Source organism: Streptomyces sp. NPDC048361 (assembly GCF_040651795.1).
Classification (GTDB): domain Bacteria; phylum Actinomycetota; class Actinomycetes; order Streptomycetales; family Streptomycetaceae; genus Streptomyces.
On sequence record NZ_JBEZKW010000026.1, the window covers coordinates 70,016 to 90,724 of the forward strand.

Consider the following 20,709-nt stretch of genomic DNA (forward strand, 5'->3'; position numbering starts at 1 on the left):
ACAGTTCCCCGCGCCCCCAGGAACACCGGTCATCTGCGGACCGTGCCCGCGTCTCGCGCAGTTCCCCGCGCCCCTGGCGGGATCGGTGCCGGGCGGCATGCGCATCTTCAGCGGGTGGGCAGACCTCCGGGGTCTGGGGCGGAGCCCCAGGTGGCCGTACCCACAAGTGGCCGCACGGGCAGCAAACCCGGGGTCACGCCTCCGGCGACGCCGTCGCCTTCAGAGCGAGCCACAGCTCCATGCGGACATCGGGATCGTCCAGGGACCGCCCCAGGATCTCCTCGACCCGCCGCATCCGGTAACGGAGCGTATGCCGATGCACACCCAGGTCCGCGGCGGCCGCATCCCACTGCCCGTGCCGCGAGAGCCAAGCCCGCAGCGAGGCGACCAGATCCCCGCGCCCCGTAGCGTCGTGCTCGTACAGCGCCCGCAACATCCCGTCCGCGAACGCCCGCACCGCGTCGTCCGCGAGGAGGGGCAGGACCGATCCGGCCACCAGCTCCTCGTGCTCGACGAGCGGCTTGCCCCGCCGCCGGGCGACCGACAGCGCCTGCTCGGCCTGCTTGTACGCGGAGGCCGCCGCTATGGGCCCGGCCGGGGCGGAGAGGCCGATGACGAGTTCCTCGCCCTCGGCGCCCTCGTGGGCGAGGCAGGCCGCGACCGCATCGCCCCCGTCGGCCGCGAGCACCACGAGCCGCGCGGCCTCCGGCACCACCAGGACCGCTTCGCCGCAGCGGGCCGCGGCCGACTCCATGGTGTCGGCGAGCGCGCCGAGCCCGCCGGGCTCGCCCTCGCCCGCGAGTTCGGCGATGACCAGCCGGAACGGCGCGTCCAGGAGCCCGCCGTACAGGTCGCCGGCGACCGCGCGGGCGTGGTCCTGCTGGCCGGAGAGGAGCATCCGCAGCACCGCCGCGCCGAGCCGCTGCTCAGCGGCCTGGAGCGAGCGTGAGCGTTCGGTGGTGAGGGTGAGCAGGGCGACCGCGGAGTGCACCGCGTACCGCTCGGCCGTGCCAAGGGGAGCCCCCGTACCGACGGCGAGTGCGCCGCGCACCCGGCGCCCGGTGCCGAGCGACTGGAGCTCGACGCGGTCGCCGGAGGCGTCGTCGGTGCCGCCGACCACCGCGCTGGCCGGGGCCGCGCGCTCGCGCAGCCGGGCGACGTCGGCGGTGAGCCGGGCGGCGCGGCGCGCGGCCCACTCGGGAGCGGCGGCCACCACGTCGCCGGAGGTGTCGTACAGGGCGGCCCAGCCGTCGACGTGGGCGGCGAGCTTGGCGATGAGGACGGCGGGGCCGTCGGCGAGCGCGGCCCGGGTCAACTCGCGCTGTGCCTCGAACCCGGCGGTCACCGCGCGGTACTGCTCGGCCGAGATCGCCGCGGAGACCGCCTTGGAAATGGCGAGGAACGGGGTGCGCCGGGGTACTTCGAGGAGCGGGAGCCCCTCCTCGCGGGCGGCCACGAGCAGCGCGTCCGGCACGCTCTCGTAGTTGACACCGATCGCGAAGCCGAGCCCGACCACACCGGCCCTGGCCAGTCGGCGCACATAGCGGCGCATCGCCTGGGGGTCGTCGGCGGCCAGCGTCATCGCGGTGGTGAGCAGCAGCTCGCCGCCCTCCATGTACGGGACGGGGTCGGCGAGTTCGCTGACGTGGGCCCAGCGCACCGGGCGGTCCAGGTGGTCCTCCCCCGCGCGCACGGTGAGCTTGAGCGCCGAGTGCTGGAGGAGCGAGGCGAGCGTGGGCGGCATGGGACCGGGTTACCTTCGGCAGTCGATTGCTACGTCCCGTATGAACGGAGTATCTCCATTTTGCCAGCTCGGCCAGGTTCCGCGACGCCCTTCGGCCACGGAACCCGTCCGTCCGCGCTGGACGGGGCTCACCCCCGCAGATCCACGAGGAGCGGCGGCGCGTGCTCGCCCGTGACGGTGGTCAGCGAGAGCACGGCGTGTCCGGCGGGCACCTGGTGGGCGAGCTCGGACGCCGACCAGCGTTCCCGTTCGACCTTGCGTACGGTCACGGCGTCGGTGGTGACCGCCTTGCCGGTGACGAGTTTGCGCAGCGCGTGGATGGCCCGCGTGAGGGGCTGATCGGCGAAGACGGTGTGCTTGGCGACCTCGGTGGTCTCCACCCACTCGGTGCCCCAGGCCTGCGCGAAGAGCCGCCCGTCCCAGGTGGTGACCCCGGAGAACGCCATGTGGCAGCCGACCGCGCCGAGCAGCGAGGTGTGCAGGTGTTCCGGTACGTCACCGAGCGCCCGCAGGGTGAGCAGCACCCCGGCGTTGCAGTTCCGCAGCCGCTGGAGGGCCCGTACGGATTCGGCGGTGACGGCGTGGGTGGCGTCGTCGAGGGCGAGGAAGGCGAAGAGCGAGCGGTCCCTGCGGGCGGTCGTCCCGGCGGTGAACTGGGCGAGGACCAGCCGGGTCAGCAGGTGCGCCGCTTCCGGGTGGGCGCGTTCGGGTACGTCGATGCGGACCCGCAGCGGGTGTTCGAGGGCGCGCAGCGAGAACGGCCGGGTCTCGCCGGTGGTGTCGAAGAATCCCTCGAAGGCCGGGCGGTCGAGCACCGCGACCCGGGCGGCGAGAGCCAGTCCGGGGTCACCCGGGGTGCCCAACTGCCGTGCGCGAGCGTCGAGTTCGCGCAGGTAGGCGCGGTGCGCCTCCGAGTCGAGCCGGGCCCGGAGTTCCGCCAGGGCACCGGGCGAGCCGTCGAGGAGTTCACGCAGGACGGGCACGGAGGGGAAGCGGCCGTGGGCCGCGCGGTAGGGGCCGAGCAGCTGGGCGAGGACGGTCGTGGCGCGCCGCGCGTCGACCTCGGTGAGGTCGCCGGCGAAGGCCTCGGCGAGCAGGGCCGCGGCCTCGTCGGGGTCGGGGGTGCCGCCGTACAGGTCGAGGTCGTACGCGGACTCGGGGTCGCCGGGCTTGATCACCACGTCGTATCCGTCGTCGGCGCCGAGCGGGGTGCCGGCCGCGCAGACCGCGACGACGGCGGCCTTCCCGGCGAGCGCCTGGAGCGCGAGCGACTCCACGACGGGCCGCACCAGGTGCCGGGTCTTGCCCGAGCCGAACGGGCCGATCGCGATCAGTGACGAGCCGAGCGCGGCCGGCTCGACTGCGGCGCCGGCGCCCCTGCGGGTGACCGGGGTGCGTTCGGTGTCGGGGTAGCGGCCGATCCGTACCTGCGAGGTGAGCAGGTCGTGGGTGGCCGCGCGGGCGGGCAGGTCGCGGTCGCCCGAGGGGTGCAGACAGGCCCGCGCGCCCTGGCCGGCGACGGCGTCGGTGAACGCGCCGAGCCGGGAGGGGTCGGCCTTCACGGTCGTCCAGGCCCGTCGGATGCGTACGCAGTCGACGTCGTTCATCCGCCCGGCCCGTTCCTCGGCCACCAGCCGGTCGGCGACGGCGACCAAGCCGGCGTCGCGCAGCTGGGGCCAGTCGGCGGGGGACGTGGCTGGGGCCGTGGAGGGTGCGGCGGGAACGGGTGCCGCGGCACCGGGCTTGCGCCGACCCAGCTGCCCCAGCCAGTCACCGGATTTGGCGAAGGGCCACAGCACTGCACCCCCGACCACCACGTACAGGGCGTAGTTGACGAAGGTGGCCAGCCCGCGGTCTCCGTCACCGGTGGTCCAGGACAGCGGGACCAGGCTCCAGATGGTGAAGAAGAACGGGAAGAGGTTTGTCCCTATCACCAGCCACACCGCCGCCGCCCCCGCGAGACCGGTGCGCAGGGTCCGCTCGGGCTGTGGGCAGTCGACGGCGTACCGCCGGAATACCTCCAGCCAGTTGCCCATCCGCCCGAAAGCGAACATCAGCAGCGCCGCGAACAGGCTGTTGTAAACCTGGATCGCCGTCTGCGCCTGCGGCGGCCGCGGGTAGGTCCACCACTCGGCCGGTGTGAACAGTTCGAGCAGCAACCGGCTGTGCGGGATGTAGCCGTTGGTCCACAGCGACCAGACCAAGATGGCCGCCAGCAGGGCCACCAGCGCGCCTACCAGCAACGCCCGGTCCGGCACCCGGTCCGGGTCCGCGTCCGGGCGCGGCTTGTGGCCGAAGCGCCACAGGCCCGGCTCGGCGGGCGCGCGCGGGGTGCGCAGCCAGTCGCCGAGGGAGGCCGCGGCCGTGGGCGCCTCGGCGGGCCGCGGCGGGAGCGCCGGGCGTGGGGGCGGCCCGGCGGGGCGCGGGACCCAACCCGAACGGGTGCCGCGTGCGTCGTACGTGCCTTCGGTGTCCATCGACCCCTTGCCCCCTGACCAGCCAGGTCCGTTCCGAGCGGTGCGAACGCTCAATCTAGTGGCAGCGCACCGGGGTTCGCCGCTGCCGCGCACCGTGCGCCCGCCGCGTGCCCGGCCCCGGTGGTGCGCCCGCCGGGGGCGGGCAACTGTCCGCCGAGGACAAGGGACACACCCCCACCACTACCGAACGGCGCATGCCAGGGTCCCCCGGTCCGCCCTAGCCTGCCCATAAAGCCGAGAAAGCCGTCCAAAATCCCGAGCATCTCCAGGAGCCCCTCATGAGCGCGATCCCGCAGGAGCGCCGCGTCGTCACCGCCATCCCCGGCCCGAAGTCGCAGGAGCTTCAGGCCCGCCGTCTCGCGGCCGTCGCCGCGGGTGTGGGCTCCACGCTGCCCGTCTTCACCGCGCGCGCGGGCGGCGGCATCATCGAGGACGTCGACGGCAACCGTCTGATCGACTTCGGTTCCGGCATCGCGGTGACCTCGGTCGGCGCCTCCGCCGAGGCCGTGGTGCGCCGGGCCACCGCGCAGCTCGCCGACTTCACGCACACCTGCTTCATGGTCACGCCGTACGAGGGCTACGTGGCCGTCGCCGAGCAGCTCGCCGAGCTGACCCCGGGCGACCACGCCAAGAAGTCCGCGCTGTTCAACTCGGGCGCCGAGGCCGTCGAGAACGCCGTCAAGATCGCCCGTGCGTACACCAAGCGCCAGGCCGTCGTCGTCTTCGACCACGGTTACCACGGCCGCACCAACCTGACGATGGCGCTGACGAGCAAGAACATGCCGTACAAGAACGGCTTCGGCCCGTTCGCGCCCGAGGTCTACCGCGTGCCGGTGGCGTACGGCTACCGCTGGCTGACCGGCCCGGAGAACGCGGGTGCCGAGGCGTCCGCGCAGGCCATCGACATGATCAACAAGCAGATCGGCGCGGACAACGTCGCCGCGATCATCATCGAGCCGGTGCTCGGCGAGGGCGGCTTCATCGAGCCGGCCAAGGGCTTCCTGCCCGCGATCAGCCAGTTCGCCAAGGACAACGGCATCGTCTTCGTGGCCGACGAGATCCAGTCCGGCTTCTGCCGCACCGGCCAGTGGTTCGCCTGTGAGGACGAGGGCATCGTCCCGGACCTCATCACCACCGCCAAGGGCATCGCGGGCGGTATGCCGCTCGCCGCGGTGACGGGCCGCGCCGAGATCATGGACTCCGCCCACGCGGGCGGCCTCGGCGGCACCTACGGCGGCAACCCGGTGGCGTGCGCCGCCGCGCTCGGCGCGATCGAGACGATGAAGGAGCTCGACCTCAACGGCAAGGCCAAGCGCATCGAGGAGGTCATGAAGGCCCGCCTGGCCACCATGGCCGAGAAGTACGACATCATCGGCGACATCCGCGGCCGCGGCGCCATGATCGCCATCGAGCTGGTCAAGGACCGCGCCTCGAAGACCCCGAACCCGGAGGCCGCCGGCGCGCTCGCCAAGGCCTGCCACGCGGAGGGCCTCCTGGTCCTGACCTGCGGCACCTACGGAAATGTCCTGCGTTTCCTGCCGCCGCTCGTCATCGGCGAGGACCTGCTCAACGAGGGTCTCGACATCATCGAGCAGGCGTTCACCGGCGTCTGATCCGAACACGCGGCAGAAGCGCTCGCACCGCCTGTGAAGAAGGTGTGGGGGGGCGATGGCGGGATGGAGTTCCCGCTGTCGGACCCCCGCCGACTGCCGTACGGTTCCTGCAGATGAGAGAAACACCCCGCCCGCAGGGGACTGCGGGCGATCCCAGGGCGCAGCATCCCCAGCCTTGCCCTGGTCGTGCCCTCGCGCACACCACTGGAGCCTCCGGCTCCGGAACTCCTCACCGATCGGACGACCGACCGCCCCACACCCCCCGGGGCGAGCGGGACACCGGTCAAGGCGGCCGCCCCGGAACCTCCCCCCCTGTTCCGGGGCGGCCGGCTTTCCTCTTCGCCACACTGCTGGCCGTGTTCGCGGTCATCACCTGGCAGGTCGTCTCGGACGGCCCACTGCGCCGTCTGGACGAGCGCGTCGACCCCTCCCTCACCGGCCACGGCCCGTCCTGGTTCGCCGAGGCCCTCTCCGACCTCGGCAGCATGCCGGTCGCCCTGCCGGTCCTCGTCTGCGCGATCGGCTACGCCCTGTGGCGCGGCCTGCGCCGGCAGGCCCTGATCGCCGCCGCCACGTTGGCGCTTGTGCCGCTGCTCGTGGTGCCGCTGAAGGAGTGGACCGCGCGCCCCGGCCCGTTCGACCCGGCCACCGGCTACTACCCCTCGGGCCATACGGCGACGGCGATGGTGGCCTACGGCGGGGCGGCCCTGCTGCTCGCCCCCTTCGTGCGCCGCAGGTGGGTGATGCCCGCCGCCGCGGGGGCGCTGACAGCGGCGACGGGCATCGGTCTCGTCCTGCACGGCTACCACTGGCCCCTCGATGTGCTGGCCAGTGTCTGCCTGTGCGGGGCGCTCCTGGTGGTCAGCTCCACCGGTATGCGTCGTAGTTCTTGGAGAACTCCGCCCCGTTGAACCGGTCCCAGTTGATGGACCAGGTCATCAGGCCGCGCAGCCCCGGCCAGCTGCCGTGCGTCTGGTACGCGCCGCAGTTGGCCTTCTTCGTCAGGCAGTCCAGGGTCTTGGTGACCTCGGCGGGGCTGGTCCAGCCGTTGCCCGCCTGGGTGGAGGCCGGCAGGCCGATGGCGACCTGGTCGGGCCGGAGCGCGGGGAACATCTTGGCGGTGTCGCCGGCGACCGGGAAGCCGGTGAGCAGCATGTCCGTCATGGCGATGTGGAAGTCCGAGCCGCCCATCGAGTGGTACTGGTTGTCGAGCCCCATGATCGAGCCCGAGTTGTAGTCCTGGACGTGCAGCAGGGTGAGCGAGTCGCGCAGCGCGTAGATGACCGGCAGGTAGGCGCCGCAGCGCGGGTCCTGTCCGCCCCAGGGCCCCGAACCGTAGTACTGGTAACCCATCTGCACGAAGAACGTCTCCGGCGCCATCGTCAGGACGAACTTCGATCCGTACTTGGCCTTCAGCGTCTTGAGGGCGTCAATGAGGTTGACGATGACGGGAGTTGTGGGGCTCCTGAAGTCGGTGTCGCCGGTGTTCAGGGAGAGCGAGTGGCCTTCGAAGTCGACGTCGAGGCCGTCGAGACCGTAGTCGTCGATGATCTTCGAGACGGAGGCGACGAAGGTGTCGCGGGCGGCGGTCGTGGTGAGCTGGACCTGGCCGTTCTGGCCGCCGATGGAGATCAGCACCTTCTTGCCCGCGGCCTGCTTGGCCTTGATGGCCGCCTTGAAGTCGGCGGCCGACTCGACCGTCGGGCACTCACTGACCGGGCACAGGTTGAAGCGGATGTCGCCCGAGGTCGGTGAGGTGGGCTCGCCGAACGCGAGGTCGATGATGTTCCAGTCGTCGGGAACGTCCGCCATCCGCGTGTAGCCGGCGCCGTTGGCGAACGAGGCGTGCAGATAGCCGACGAGGGCGTGGCCGGAGGGCGGCGGGGTGGTGCCGCCGCCACTGGTGGTGCTCGCGGCGACCGCGGTGGACTTCGGGGACTCCCCCGCGCTGTTGGTGGCGGTGACCTGGAAGCTGTACGAGGTGGAGGCGGCCAGACCTGTCACGGTGGCCGAAGTGCCGCTCGCCGAGGCCACTTTGGCGCCGTCGCGGTAGACGGTGTAGCCGGTGGCGCCGGCGACCGGGGACCAGCTCAGGCCGATGCTGGAGGAGGTGGCGCCGGAGGCCGCGAGCCCGGTGGGGGCGGCCGGTATCTGAACGGGGGCGCCGCCGGGCCCGATCAGGCTCACGTCGTCGGCGGTGTAGGCGGGGGTGCCGTACCAGCCGTGCGTGTAGACGGTCACCGATGTGGTGCTCGCGCCGGTCTTGAACGTGGTCGTCAGCTGCTGCCAGGAGGACGCGGACTGGGTCCAGGTCGACACATCGGTGGTGCCGGTGCCGGACGCCCCGAGGTAGACATAGCTGCCCTGCACCCAACTGCTCAATGTGTACGTGGAGTTGGGCTGGACCGCCACGCTCTGGGCGCACTGCGCGTTGTCGCTGCCGGCCGGGGTGGCCTTCAGCGCGTGACTGCCGCCGTGCACGGGCGAGGAGACGACGGCGCCGCTGCCCGAGGTGCAGCTCCAGCCGTCGAGTCCGGATTCGAAGCCCCCGTTGCGCATGAGGTCGGTGTCGGCGGCGTGCGCGGACGGCACGGCGGCGACGAGCCCGGCCGCGGCGAGGGCCGCCGCCGTCAGGGTGCCGAGGAGCGATGACCGTGCGGTCTGATGTCTGGTGCGGTCCACAACTGCCTCCGGGCAAGGGGGTATTGAGACACGAAGTGCGCACAACATGGTCCAGACCAATCGCCTTGTCAAGGGTTCCGGCAGCGAACCGCCCCGGCGGGGCCCCTGATCAGTCCCCCTTGCCCCGCTTGTCGCCGTCGCGTGCGATGTGAGCGTCACGGCGTGCGACAGGGGCGGCGTCGCGATCAACAGGGGCGCCCTCGCGTGAGATGTGAGCGTCGCGGCGTGCGACAGGGGCACCCTCGCGTGCGATGTGGGCCGCGGCCTCGTGCATCGCCAGCTCCAGGACGGCGGGGTCGGTCAGCGTGCCCGAGCCGTCGGGCGCCACGACCCAGTGCACCCCGCCGGTCGCGCGGCCGGGGTAGGGGACGACGATCCAGCTGCCGCGCCCGGCGCCCCGCACCCCTGTGCCGAGCCAGCGCGCGGCGGTGCCGGGCGGCACGAAGAAGCCCAGGCGCGCCTCCCCCAGGTCGGCCAGGACCGGGCCCGGCCGGTCCACCAGCCGGGTCAGCACGTCGAGCGCGCCGCGCCCGAGCCCGCCGGGCAGGATCAGTACGTCCCAGCGCCGGCCCGCCGGCAGAAGCGCGACCCCCAACGGGTTGCGCTCCCACTCCCACCGGCAGGCGTCGGGATCCGGCGCCACCGACGCCAGCCATTCCACCGCGCTCTTTGCCCCCGAGGCAGTCATTGCCGTCCTCCGTTCCGAGGCTCGTCCACCGGGCGCAGGGGTCTGCGTCCACCAGGGAGAGCGGCTTCGGCACGGGCTATGACGCGACTTCGGCCACCAATCGGTAGTGAACTGGATCACACGGTGAGGCATAGGGGTGCGCCCCCGGCGTGACCGGGGGCGCACCTTCGCCGAACGGGCTCAGCTGTCGAAACCGAGTCCCACCCGGTCCATCGCCTTCAGCCACAGATTGCGCCGGCCGCCGTTCTCGTCGGCCCGGGCCAGCGACCACTTGGTGATGCCGATGCCCGCCCAGGCCACCGGCTCCGGCGGGAACGGCAGCGGCTTGGTGCGCACCATGTCGAGCTCGGTGCGCTCGGTGGGCTCCCCCGCGAGGAGGTCGAGCATCACATCGGCGCCGAAGCGGGTCGCGCCGACGCCGAGCCCGGTGTATCCGGCGGCGTACGCCACCCGGCCGCCGTGGGCGGTGCCGAAGAACGCCGAGAAGCGCGAACAGGTGTCGATCGCGCCGCCCCAGGCGTGGCTGAACCGCACCCCCTCCAGCTGCGGGAAGCAAGTGAAGAACTGCTGGGCGAGCTTGGCGTAGGTCTCGGGCCGGTCGTCGTACTCGCTGCGCACCTTCTTGCCGTACTGGTAGATCGCGTCGTAACCGCCCCACAGGATGCGGTTGTCGGCGGAGAGACGGAAGTAATGGAACTGGTTGGCCGCGTCCCCGAGTCCCTGACGGCGCTGCCAGCCGATGGCGGCGAGCTGGTCCGAGGTGAGCGGCTCGGTCATCAGCGCGTAGTCGTACACCGGGACCGTGTATGGGCGCAGCCGCTTGACCAGCGAGGGGAACACATTGGTGCCGAGCGCCACATGCTCCGCGCGGATCTTGCCGTACGGGGTGCGCACCCCCATGCCGGTGCCGACCCGGGTCAGCGTGAGACCCGGGGTGTGCTCGTAGATCCGTACGCCGAGATCGAGACAGGCGCGCTTGAGGCCCCAGGCGAGCTTGGCGGGGTGGAGCATGGCGACGCCGTCGCGGTCCCAGAGCCCGCCGAGGAAGGTCGGCGAGTCGACCTCGGCGCGCAGCTGGTCCTCGTCGAGGAGTTCGAGCCCGCCGAAGCCGAGCTTGGTCGCCTCCTGGTACATCTCGTGCAGCTCTTCGAGCTGGTGGGGTTCGGTGGCGACGTCGATCTCGCCGGTGCGCTCGAAGTCGCAGTCGATGCCGTAGCGGGCCACGGCCGCCCCGATCGCGTCGAGGTTGGCCGCGCCCAGCTCTTCGAGCCTGGCCAGTTCGTCGGGCCAGCGGGCCAGGCCGTTGCCCAGGCCGTGGGTGAGGGAGGCCGCGCAGAAGCCGCCGTTGCGGCCGGAGGCGGCCCAGCCGATCTCCTTGCCCTCGATGAGGACGACGTCGCGGCCGGGCTCGCGCTCCTTGGCGATGAGGGCGGTCCACAGTCCGCTGTAGCCGCCGCCGATGACGAGCAGGTCGCACCGCTCGTCGCCGGTGAGGGCGGGCCGCGCCTCGGGGCGGCCGGGGTCCTCCAGCCAGAAGGGGACGGGCTGCGCGCCCGCCAGGGACTGCCGTGCTGCACTCTTCATGGCTCGGGTCACGGCCATGATTTCCAACTCCCTCAGGAACTGCGTACGGTTACGCTTTCGCGCTGTTCTTGCGCCGGTTCGCAATGAATTGTCCGGCGGTGACCACCAGGACGGCGATGATGAACATGGCCGTCCCGATGACGTTGATCTGCACGGGCGTGCCGCGCTGTGCGGAGCCCCACACGAACATGGGGAAGGTCACGGTGGAGCCCGCGTTGAAGTTGGTGATGATGAAGTCGTCGAAGGAGAGCGCGAAAGCGAGCAGCGCGCCGGCCGCGATGCCGGGTGAGGCGATCGGCAGCGTGACCCGCAGGAAGGTCTGGACGGGGCCCGCGTAGAGGTCGCGTGCGGCTTCTTCGAGCCTCGGGTCCATGGACATCACGCGCGCCTTGACGGCGGTGACGACGAAGCTGAGGCAGAACATGATGTGGGCGATGAGGATGGTCCAGAAGCCGAGCTGCGCGCCCATGTTGAGGAAGAGCGTGAGCAGCGACGCCGCCATGACGACCTCGGGCATCGCCATCGGCAGGAAGATCAGCGAGTTGATCGCGCCGCGCGCCCGGAAGCGGTAGCGGACCAGGGCGAACGCGATCATCGTGCCGAGCACGGTCGAGCCGATCGTCGCCCAGAGGGCGATCTGGAGCGAGAGCGAGAGCGAGCCGCACATGTCGGCGACCCCGCAGGGGTCCTTCCAGGCGTCGGTGGAGAACCGTGTCCAGGAGTAGTTGAAGCGCCCGTTCGGCTTGTTGAACGAGAACACCATCACGACGACGTTGGGCAGGATCAGATACGCGAGCGTCGCGAGGCCCGCGATGACCACGAGGTTGCGGCGCAGCCACTTGATGACCGGCATGAGACTCATCAGACCAGGTCCTCCGTCCCGGATCGGCGGATGTAGACGGTGACCATGATCAGCACGATCGCCATCAGGATGAAGGAGAGGGCGGCGGCCGTCGGATAGTCCAGGACGCGCAGGAACTGCGACTGGATGACGTTGCCGACCATCTTCTGGTCGGTGGAGCCCAGCAGTTCGGCGTTGACGTAGTCGCCGCTCGCGGGGATGAAGGTGAGCAGGGTGCCGGAGACGACGCCGGGCATCGACAGCGGGAAGGTCACCTTGCGGAAGGTGGTGGCCGGGGTGGCGTACAGGTCGCCGGCGGCTTCGTGCAGGCGGGAGTCGATCCGCTCGAGCGAGGTGTAGAGCGGCAGGATCATGAATGGCAGGAAGTTGTAGGTGAGTCCGCACACCACGGCCATCGGGGTGGCGAGCACACGGCTGCCGTCGGTCCACCCCAGCCAGCTGGTGACGTCGAGGACGTGCAGCGTGGAGAGCGCGTGCACCACGGGCCCGCCGTCGGCCAGGATCGTCTTCCACGCCAGGGTGCGGATCAGGAAGCTGGTGAAGAACGGCGCGATGACCAGGACGAGGACCAGATTGCGCCAGCGGCCCGCCTTGAAGGCGATCAGGTAGGCCAGCGGGTAGCCGAGCAGCAGGCACAGCAGGGTCGCGGTTCCCGCGTAGAGCAGGGAGCGGATGAACTGCGGGTAGTACTCCTTGAAGGCGTCCCAGTACGTCTGGAAGTGCCAGGTGACCTGGAAGCCCTTCTCAAGTGAGCCCGTCTGTACGGAGGTTGACGCCTGGTACACCATCGGCAGCGCGAAGAACACGATCAGCCAGAGGATGCCGGGCAGCAGCAGCCAGTAGGGCACGAGCCGCTTGCGCGCGGATGCCCTGCGCACGGGGAGCTCGTCGCTCGGCGCCGGGGGCGCCTCGGCCAGGGCGCTCACGCGGCGTCCTCGACCTTCTCCACGCCCGCGTCGATCGCCTGGGCCGCGTCGAGACCGAAGGTGTGCGCCGGGTTCCAGTGCAGGACCACCTCGGCGCCCGGGACCAGCCGCGAATCGCGCTCGATGTTCTGCTCGTACACGGCGAGGCCTTTGCCGGCCGGGGAGTCGACGAGGTACTGGGTGGAGACACCGATGAAGGAGGAGTCGGCGATGCGGCCGGTGACGCGGTTGCGGCCCTCGGCGATCGCGCCCTCGTCGTCGCGGTGGGCGAGCGAGATCTTCTCGGGGCGTACGCCGACGAGGAGCTTGCCGCCGTTGCTTGCGGGAGCCGAACATCGTCCGCCGGGCAGCCGCAGCTTGGCGCCGCCTACGCTGACCACGAGGTCCTCGCCGCTCGACTCGACGATCTCCGCCTCGATGAGGTTGGAGGTGCCGAGGAAGTTCGCGACGAAGGTGGTGTTGGGGTTCTCGTACAGCTCCGCGGGCGCGCCGAGCTGTTCGACGCGGCCGCCGTTCATCACCGCGACGGTGTCGGCCATCGTCATGGCCTCCTCCTGGTCGTGGGTGACGTGGACGAAGGTGATGCCGACCTCGGTCTGGATGCGCTTGAGTTCCAGCTGCATCTGACGGCGCAGCTTGAGGTCGAGGGCGCCGAGCGGCTCATCGAGGAGGAGCACCTGGGGGTGGTTGATGAGCGCGCGGGCGACCGCGACGCGCTGCTGCTGGCCGCCGGAGAGCTGGTGCGGCTTGCGCCGGGCGAAGTCGCCGAGCTGGACGAGCTCCAGCATGTCGTCGACCTGCTTCTTCACCGACTTGATGCCCCGGCGGCGCAGCCCGAAGGCGATGTTCTCGGTGACGTCCAGGTGCGGGAAGAGGGCGTACGACTGGAAGACGGTGTTCACCGGCCGCTTGTACGGCGGCAGGTCGGTGACGTCCTTGTCGCCGAGGAAGACCGTGCCGGTGGTGGGTTCCTCCAGGCCGGCGATCATGCGCAGGGTGGTGGTCTTGCCGCAGCCGGACGCGCCGAGCAGCGCGAAGAACGAGCCCTGCGGAACGGTCAGTTCGAGCGGGTGCACGGCGGTGAAGGAACCGTACGTCTTACTGATCCCGGTGAGGCGAACGTCGCCGCCGGCGGTGCTGTCAGTCATGGGTGGGATCCCAGGGGGTCGAGAGGAAAGGGGGTGTAGTTCACAGGGAGCTGAGCCGAGAGCTTTCAGGGGCGCGGGGCGGTGACATCGTGCGGCTCCGCCGCGATGGGGGTCCCCCTGTTCGAGTGGAGCCGAGAACTTGGGGGGGGGAGCGACCAGCCACAGCGGACCCGCACCCGAAGGCGGCGCACACCCGCGGAGCGTTACGCTCCGATGAGCCGCGAGAACTTCTGCTCGTACGCCGTCTCCTCGGCCTCGCTGAGCGAGCGGAAGGAGTGGGACTTCGCGCTCATCGCCTTGTCCGGCAGGATCAGTTCGTTCTGCGCGAGCGAGGGGTCGATCTTGGCGAGGTCGTCGCGGACCCCGTCGACCGGGCACTGGTAGTTGATGAACGCGGCGAGCTTGGCGGCCACGGGAAGCTCGTAGTAGTAGTCGATGAGTTTCTCGGCGTTGCTCTGGTGGCGGGCCTTCGCCGGGATGAGCAGGTTGTCGCTGGAGGTCATGTAACCGGCGGCGGGAATGGCGTACTTGATGTCCGGGTTGTCGGCGCGCAGCTGGGTCACGTCGCCGCCCCAGGCCACACAGGCCGCGAGGTCGCCCTTGACCAGGTCGCCGGTGTAGTCGTTGCCGGTGAAGCGGCGGATCTGCTTGGTGTCGACGCCCTTCTGGAGCCGGTTGATCGCGGCGTCGAAGTCGGCGTCGGTGAAGTTCGCGGGGTCCTTGCCGAGGTCGAGCAGGGTCATGCCGATGGAGTCGCGCATCTCGGAGAGGAAGCCGACGCGGCCCTTGAGGCTGGGGTCGTCCAGGAGCTGGGTGATCGAGTCGACCTTCTTGCCGCCGGTCGCCTTGGCGTTGTAGGCGATGACGGTGGGGATGCCGGTCCAGGGGTAGGAGTAGGCGCGGCCCGGGTCCCAGTCGGGTGAGCGGAACTGCGGCGCGAGGTTGGCGTAGGCGTGCGGCAGGTGCGCGGGGTCGAGCTCCTGCGCCCAGCCGAGCCGGATGAGCCGGGCGGCGAGCCAGTCGGTGAGGACCATGAGGTCGCGGCCGGTGTCCTGACCGCCGGCGAGCTGCGGCTTGATCTTGCCGAAGAACTCGACGTTGTCGTTGATGTCCTCGGTGTACTTGACCTGGATTCCGGTGCGGCGGGTGAACTCGTCCAGCGTCGGATGGTGCTTCTTGTCGTCGCTGATGTCCATGTACTGCGTCCAGTTGGAGAAGTTGACCTCCTTCTCCTGGGCGGAGTGGTCGGCGTTGGACGGTCCGGAGCCGTTCTCCTTCGTGGCGGCGGGGATGCCGCAGGCGCTCAGGGCGGCGAGGCCGCCGATGGTGAGCGCGCCGACGCCCGATGCGCGCAGCAGGGAACGGCGGGTGAGGGCGCCCCGGCCGTTGGTCAGGCTGCGCCGGACGGCGGCCAGCTGGGCGGTGGAGAAGGGGGCCCTCCCTGCGCGAAGCGGGTCGGGAGCGTGGGGGAGGTCGGACTCGTACTGCTCCATGCGCGGTGTGCCCTTTCGGGTGGGTTCGGTGGCCTCGCGGGCCCCTCGGCTATCGGTCCCCGAAGATCGTGCGGTGCCAGTCCTTCCTGGCAACCGCTGTGTTGTCGTACATCACGTGCTTGACCTGCGTGTACTCCTCGAAGGAATACGCCGACATGTCCTTTCCGCTGCCGCTCGCCTTGTAGCCGCCGTGCGGCATCTCGCTGATGATCGGAATGTGGTCGTTGATCCAGACGCAGCCCGCCTTGATCTCGCGGGTGGCCCGGCCGGTGCGGTAGACGTCGCGGCTCCAGGCGGAGGCGGCGAGTCCGTAGGGGGTGTCGTTGGCGAGGGCGATGCCCTCGTCGTCGGTGACGAAGGGCAGCACGACGAGGACCGGGCCGAAGATCTCGGCCTGGACGGCCTCGCTGTCCTGCGGGGCGTCGGCGATGAGGGTGGGCGGGTAGTAGGCGCCGTCACCCTTGGGGGTCTCGCCGCCGGTCACGATCCGTGCGTAGCCGCGGGCGCGCTCGACGAAGGCGGCGACGCGGTCGCGGTGCACATGCGAGATGAGCGGGCCGAGGTCGGTGTCCGCGCCGAACGGGTCGCCGAGGCGGACGCTTCGCATGAGGGCCGCGACCTGCTCGACGAAGGCGTCGTAGAGGGGGCGCTGTACGTAGGCGCGGGTCGCGGCGGTGCAGTCCTGGCCGGAGTTGATGAGCGAACCGGCGACGGCGCCGTGCACGGCGGCCTCCAGGTCGGCGTCGTCGAACACCACGAAGGGGGCTTTGCCGCCGAGTTCGAGGTGGACGCGCTTGACGGTGCGGGTGGCGATCTCCGCGACACGCTTGCCGACGCCGGTGGAGCCGGTGAAGGAGGTCATCACGACGTCCGGGTGGCCGACGAGGTGTTCGCCCGCCTCCTGGCCGGCGCCGCTGACGATGTTGATCACTCCGTCCGGGATCCCGGCCTCCTTGGCGGCCTCGGCGAAGAGGAGCGAGGTCAGCGGGGTGATCTCGGCGGGCTTGAGGACGATGGTGTTGCCCGCGGCGATCGCCGGGAGGATCTTCCAGGCGGCCATCTGGAGCGGATAGTTCCAGGGGGCGATGGAGCCGACGACACCGATGGGTTCGCGGCGTACGTAGGAGGTGTGGTCGCCGGAGTACTCGCCGGCCGATGTGCCCTGGAAGTGGCGGGCCGCGCCCGCGAAGAACGCGGCGTTGTCGACCGTGCCGGGGACGTCGAACTCGCGGGTCAGCTTGAGGGGCTTGCCGCACTGGAGGGACTCGGCCTGCGCGAACTCCTCTGCGCGCTCGGCGAGCACCTCGGCGAACCGGTGCAGGGCGGCGGAGCGCTCACCGGGGGTGGCGCCGGCCCAGCCGGGGAAGGCCTCCTTCGCGGCGGCCACGGCGGCGTCGACGTCGGCGGGCCCCGCCAGCTCGTACGTGTACACCGTCTCCCCCGTCGCCGGGTCGACGACCGCCTGGCGCCGTCCGGAGGTGCCGGGGCACAGCCGCCCGCCGATGTACTGGGCGCCGGCCGCGAAGCGGTCCTGCGCGGGGAAGCGATTGCCGTTGCCGTTGTCGGTGTCCATGTCGCCCACGTTCTTCGTAGCTTCAGCTCGATTTGAGTGACGATCCTGGCAGAGTGACATCTGGCCAACAAGTGATTCCGTTGTTGCCTTTTGGTTACGCGACGGAATCTGTCGACCAAGTGTCGCGTCGCGGAGGTATTGGCCCGACGGGTTGTCAGTGGCGCGTGCCAGACTCGCGTGCATGAGGGAGACCACGGGGGCGATCACAGGGGAAGTGACAGCGGACCGCGCACCGCTCGACGCGCTGATCGCGCAGGTCAAGAATGGTGAGCGGATCAAGTTTCTGCACTTCTGGGGCCATGCGCCGCGGCGCGACGGGGCGCTGGGTCCGAACTGTTTCAGCCAGTGGTGGCCGTCGCGCTTCGTGGTCGACGATGTCGCGTACGCGACGGCGGAGCACTGGATGATGGCGTCGAAGGCGCGGCTGTTCGGCGACGCGGAGGGCGAGCGCGCCGCGCTCACGACGGCCGGTCCGGCGCTGGCGAAGAAGGCCGGGCGCCTGGTGCGGGGCTTCGACGACGAGGTGTGGCAGCGCGAGCGCTACGCGATAGTGCTGGCCGGCTGTCTGCACAAGTTCGGCCAGGACGAGGCGTTGCGGGCGTACCTGCTCGCGACCGGTGACCGGGTGCTGGTGGAGGCGAGCCCCCTGGACCGCATCTGGGGCATCGGCCTGGCTGCGGACGCGCCGGAGGCGGAGGATCCCGCGCGGTGGCGTGGCCTGAACCTGCTGGGCTTCGCCCTGACCGAAACGAGGGCGCGCCTGCGCGCGGCCTGAAATCCCCCCACCCCTGGACGCCGGCCGGGCTGACTATGCCCATGCGGCCCGGCGCCGGGTAGTTGGCCGAGTAGTCAGGGGCGCGGGGAACTGCGCGACGAGCCCCAACCGGCCCGCACTCGAAGGCCGGGCCCCTGGGGCTCTGCCCCAGACCCCGTTCGCGCCTGAAAGGCGCTCGTCCTCAAACGCCGGACGGGCCGAGGTTGCCGATGCGGCCCGGCGCCGAGTCCCTTTTTAGGGGCGCGGGGAACTGCGCGAGCAGCCACGCACGGTCCGCGGCCGACCGTCGGCGCCGCAAAAACGGAACCGCGGCGGCGAGAGCCAATACGGGCTCCCTCCGCCACGGCAGGGGCGCGGGATGACACTCAGCCGCCGCTCAGGCACCAAGCCTCAACGACCCGGCACCGGCACCCGGCACCCGGCACCCGGCACCCGCAAACGTCACCGCCCCGAAGAAGCGCCCAGCGTCAACGCACTGTCCCAGTAGTCGTACTCGCTGTGGGACGAGGACGGCGCATTGGCCACGAACACGATCAGCAGGACCAGGATGACGAGCCCGAGCACGGTGCCGACGATGCCCATGACGAAGCCCGCCTGGGCCTGCCCCCGGTTGTTGGCCTCACCGCGGGCGACCTTGCCCTTGCCGAGAATGCCGAAGATCAGGGCCAGCACGCCGAGCACGATGCCGGATATGCCCCAGGTGCAGAGCATCGTCGCGCAGGCGATGATGCCGAGCACCATCGCGGCTGTGCCGAGTCCGTTCTGCGGAGCGGCCGCTCCGGTCCAGCCGGCGTAGCCGTAGGCGGACTGCTGACTGGGATAGCCGGGGTAGCCACCGTCCTGGCCGGGATAGCCGGGGTAGCCGCCGTCCTGGCCGGGCTGACCGGGGTACCCCTGGTAACCGGCGTCCTGGCCCGGCTGCTGACCGTAGGCGGGGTAGCCGTAACTGCCGGGCGCCGCCTGCGGGGCGGGAGGCGGCGTCGGGGCGCCGAAGCCGGGGTTCTGCTGCCCGGGCGCGCCCGGGAAGGGCGCGGAGCCCGGGGCAGACCCAGGGGCGTCGGCGGGCGGCGTGGGCATCGAGACGACGGTCGGCTGGTTGTGCACCGGCGGCGTGTCCACCGGCGGCTTGTCCAGCGGGACCTTGCGTTCCGGCGGCGCCCAGGGGTCCCGTGGCCCCTGGCCTCCCGGCGGCTGCTGGGTGTTCTCTGACATGGGCCTCCCCCATCGTGGTTCCGTCATGCTACGGCCCGGGTCATGGGCCGATCCGCCCGGCCTACCATGATCCCCGACCGGCGAAGGCCCTACGACGCCGACCACGCGAGCACCCTCGCGGCAGACCCTGGAGGACCCTCATGACCGATCTGCATCCCTTCATCGCGGGGCTGCCCAAGGCCGAGCTCCACGTGCACCACGTCGGCTCCGCCTCACCGCGCATCGTGGCCGAACTCGCCGCCCGGCACGCCGACTCGAAGGTTCCCACCGACCCCGAGGCACTCGCCGACTACTTCACCTTCACGGACTTCGCACACTTCATCGAGGTCTATCTCTCGGTCGTCGACCTGATCCGCACCCCGGAGGATGTGCGCCTTCTCACGTACGAAGTGGCCCGTGACATGGCCCGGCAGAACATCCGGTACGCCGAGCTGACCATCACGCCGTTCTCCTCGACCCGCAGGGGCATCGACGAGCGCGCGTTCATGGACGCGATCGAGGACGCCCGCCGGGCCGCGGAGGCCGAGTTCGGTACGGTCCTGCGCTGGTGTTTCGACATTCCCGGCGAGGCGGGACTCGAGGCCGCCGCCGAGACGGCCCGGCTCGCCACGCAGGACGGGGTGCGCCCCGAGGGCCTGGTCTCCTTCGGCCTTGGCGGCCCCGAAATCGGGGTGCCGCGCCCGCAGTTCAAGCCCTACTTCGACCGGGCCATCGCCGCCGGTCTCCACTCCGTACCGCACTCGGGCGAGTCCACCGGCCCGCAGTCGATCTGGGACGCGCTGATCGAGTTGCGCGCCGAGCGCATCGGCCACGGCACGAGCGCCACCCAGGACCCGGCGCTCCTCAAGCATCTGGCCGAGCACCGGATCGCCCTGGAGGTCTGCCCGACCTCCAACCTGGCGACGCGGGTGGTGGCGAACCTGGATGAGCACCCGGTCAAGGAGATGGTGGCGGCCGGCCTCCTGGTCACTGTGAACAGCGACGACCCGCCGATGTTCGGCAGTGACCTCAACAACGAGTACGCGGTCGCCGCCCGCCTCCTGGACTTGGACGAGCGGGGCCTGGCGGGCCTCGCCAAGAACGCCGTCGAGGCGTCGTTCCTCGACCCGGCGGGCAAGACGAAGCTCGCCGCGGAGATCGACGACTACACCACGAAGTGGCTCGCCGGCTGAACCGCCCGGGCCGCGTTCCGGCTGGCCGCCCCGGCCGCCGGTCAGCACAATGAACCCCATGCGCACCATGGAACGCACCGTGACGGCCGTGGCCCACCGCGGCGACCCGTACCGCGTCCGCGAGAACACGCTGCCCTCCATCGCCTCGGCCCTGGAGCGGGGCGCCGACGCGGTCGAGATCGATGTCCGTACGACACGGGACGGCGTGCCCGTGCTGCTGCACGACGACACGCTGAAGCGGCTCTGGGGCGTCGACCGCCCGGTGGCCGCGCTGCCGTACGAGGAGGTGCGCGCGGTGACCGGCGGCGGGGTGCCTACGCTGCGCCAGGCGTTGATGGCGGTCGGCGCGCACCGGGTGCTGATCGATCTGCCGGGCGCGACGGAGGAGTCGGTGCGCAAGGTGGTGGGCACGGTGCGCGAGTGCGGGGCGGGCGAGCGGGTGTACTACTGCGCGGGCCCGGTCACCCTGGTGCGGGTCCGCGCCGCCGACCCGTCCGCCGAGATCGCCCTGACCTGGACGAAGCCCGCCCCGCCGCGCCCCGCCCTGATCGACGCGGTGAAGCCGCGCTGGCTCAACTGCCGCTTCGGCCTGGTCGATCGGAACCTCGTGGACCGCGTCCACCGGGACGGCATGCTGATCGCGGCCTGGACCGCCGACACCCGCCGCACCCAGCGCCGCTTGGTCGAGTACGGCGTGGACGCGATCACCACCAACCGCCTGGAGGCACTGCGCGGTGTCCTGTCAGGCAGCTGACGTAGT

General features: G+C 71.1%; 16 protein-coding genes. 5 read left to right on the forward strand and 11 right to left on the reverse strand.

All coding sequences use genetic code 11. The features are described 5' to 3' along the window. Positions 1–193 precede the first annotated feature (193 nt). Positions 194–1,744, reverse strand: coding sequence for a PucR family transcriptional regulator (locus AB0D31_RS17205; protein WP_362723223.1), 1,551 nt, complete (start codon positions 1,742–1,744; stop codon positions 194–196). A 128-nt stretch (positions 1,745–1,872) separates the two neighbouring features. Further along, complete coding sequence (locus tag AB0D31_RS17210) at positions 1,873–4,221, reverse strand: ATP/GTP-binding protein (RefSeq protein WP_362723225.1); 2,349 nt, start codon at positions 4,219–4,221, stop codon at positions 1,873–1,875. A 278-nt stretch (positions 4,222–4,499) separates the two neighbouring features. Here AB0D31_RS17210 and gabT point away from each other — a divergent pair, with 278 nt between their 5' ends. Together gabT and AB0D31_RS17220 are read left to right on the forward strand one after the other, a co-directional pair. Further along, on the forward strand, positions 4,500–5,834 hold the full coding sequence (gene gabT, locus AB0D31_RS17215) for a 4-aminobutyrate--2-oxoglutarate transaminase (protein ID WP_362723228.1): 1,335 nt from the start codon (positions 4,500–4,502) through the stop codon (positions 5,832–5,834). Positions 5,835–5,947: 113 nt separating this feature from the next. After that, positions 5,948–6,745, forward strand: coding sequence for a phosphatase PAP2 family protein (locus AB0D31_RS17220; RefSeq protein ID WP_362723231.1), 798 nt, complete (start codon positions 5,948–5,950; stop codon positions 6,743–6,745). On the opposite strand, the gene AB0D31_RS17225 is transcribed toward AB0D31_RS17220, so the two are convergent. The 8 genes from AB0D31_RS17225 to AB0D31_RS17260 form a co-directional block, all read right to left on the reverse strand. After that, positions 6,696–8,516 carry a glycoside hydrolase family 18 protein gene (locus AB0D31_RS17225; protein WP_362723234.1) on the reverse strand — a complete coding sequence of 607 codons (1,821 nt, stop codon included), beginning with the start codon at positions 8,514–8,516 and terminating at the stop codon, positions 6,696–6,698. The two genes, AB0D31_RS17220 and AB0D31_RS17225, sit on opposite strands and share 50 nt — an antisense overlap. A 109-nt stretch (positions 8,517–8,625) precedes the next feature. Continuing rightward, positions 8,626–9,204 carry a hypothetical protein gene (locus AB0D31_RS17230; protein WP_362723236.1) on the reverse strand — a complete coding sequence of 193 codons (579 nt, stop codon included), beginning with the start codon at positions 9,202–9,204 and terminating at the stop codon, positions 8,626–8,628. A gap of 180 nt (positions 9,205–9,384) precedes the next feature. Continuing rightward, a complete protein-coding gene (locus tag AB0D31_RS17235; RefSeq protein WP_362723239.1) occupies positions 9,385–10,806 on the reverse strand; it encodes an FAD-dependent oxidoreductase in 1,422 nt (473 codons plus the stop codon). Between the two features lie 31 nt (positions 10,807–10,837). Then, positions 10,838–11,641, reverse strand: coding sequence for an ABC transporter permease (locus AB0D31_RS17240; protein ID WP_362723281.1), 804 nt, complete (start codon positions 11,639–11,641; stop codon positions 10,838–10,840). Positions 11,642–11,649: 8 nt separating this feature from the next. Continuing rightward, a complete protein-coding gene (locus tag AB0D31_RS17245) occupies positions 11,650–12,576 on the reverse strand; it encodes an ABC transporter permease (RefSeq protein WP_362723242.1) in 927 nt (308 codons plus the stop codon). Next, complete coding sequence (locus AB0D31_RS17250) at positions 12,573–13,724, reverse strand: ABC transporter ATP-binding protein (RefSeq protein ID WP_362723244.1); 1,152 nt, start codon at positions 13,722–13,724, stop codon at positions 12,573–12,575. Before AB0D31_RS17250 ends, AB0D31_RS17245 begins: the two co-directional genes overlap by 4 nt. 203 nt (positions 13,725–13,927) lie before the next feature. Then, a complete protein-coding gene (locus tag AB0D31_RS17255; protein WP_362723247.1) occupies positions 13,928–15,217 on the reverse strand; it encodes a spermidine/putrescine ABC transporter substrate-binding protein in 1,290 nt (429 codons plus the stop codon). A 49-nt stretch (positions 15,218–15,266) separates the two neighbouring features. Then, positions 15,267–16,790, reverse strand: coding sequence for a gamma-aminobutyraldehyde dehydrogenase (locus AB0D31_RS17260; RefSeq protein ID WP_362723249.1), 1,524 nt, complete (start codon positions 16,788–16,790; stop codon positions 15,267–15,269). A gap of 181 nt (positions 16,791–16,971) precedes the next feature. On the opposite strand from AB0D31_RS17260, the gene AB0D31_RS17265 reads away from it, so the two are divergent. Further along, positions 16,972–17,565, forward strand: a complete 594-nt coding sequence (locus AB0D31_RS17265) for an NADAR family protein (RefSeq protein ID WP_362723251.1) — start codon at positions 16,972–16,974, stop codon at positions 17,563–17,565. A 441-nt stretch (positions 17,566–18,006) separates the two neighbouring features. On the opposite strand, the gene AB0D31_RS17270 is transcribed toward AB0D31_RS17265, so the two are convergent. After that, complete coding sequence (locus AB0D31_RS17270) at positions 18,007–18,777, reverse strand: DUF4190 domain-containing protein (RefSeq protein ID WP_362723254.1); 771 nt, start codon at positions 18,775–18,777, stop codon at positions 18,007–18,009. 140 nt (positions 18,778–18,917) lie between these two features. Here AB0D31_RS17270 and AB0D31_RS17275 point away from each other — a divergent pair, with 140 nt between their 5' ends. Continuing rightward, a complete protein-coding gene (locus tag AB0D31_RS17275; RefSeq protein WP_362723256.1) occupies positions 18,918–19,949 on the forward strand; it encodes an adenosine deaminase in 1,032 nt (343 codons plus the stop codon). Positions 19,950–20,016: 67 nt separating this feature from the next. Beyond that, entirely contained in the window at positions 20,017–20,703 is a 687-nt protein-coding gene (locus AB0D31_RS17280; RefSeq protein ID WP_362723284.1) for a glycerophosphodiester phosphodiesterase, read from the forward strand. Positions 20,704–20,709: the final 6 nt, after the last annotated feature.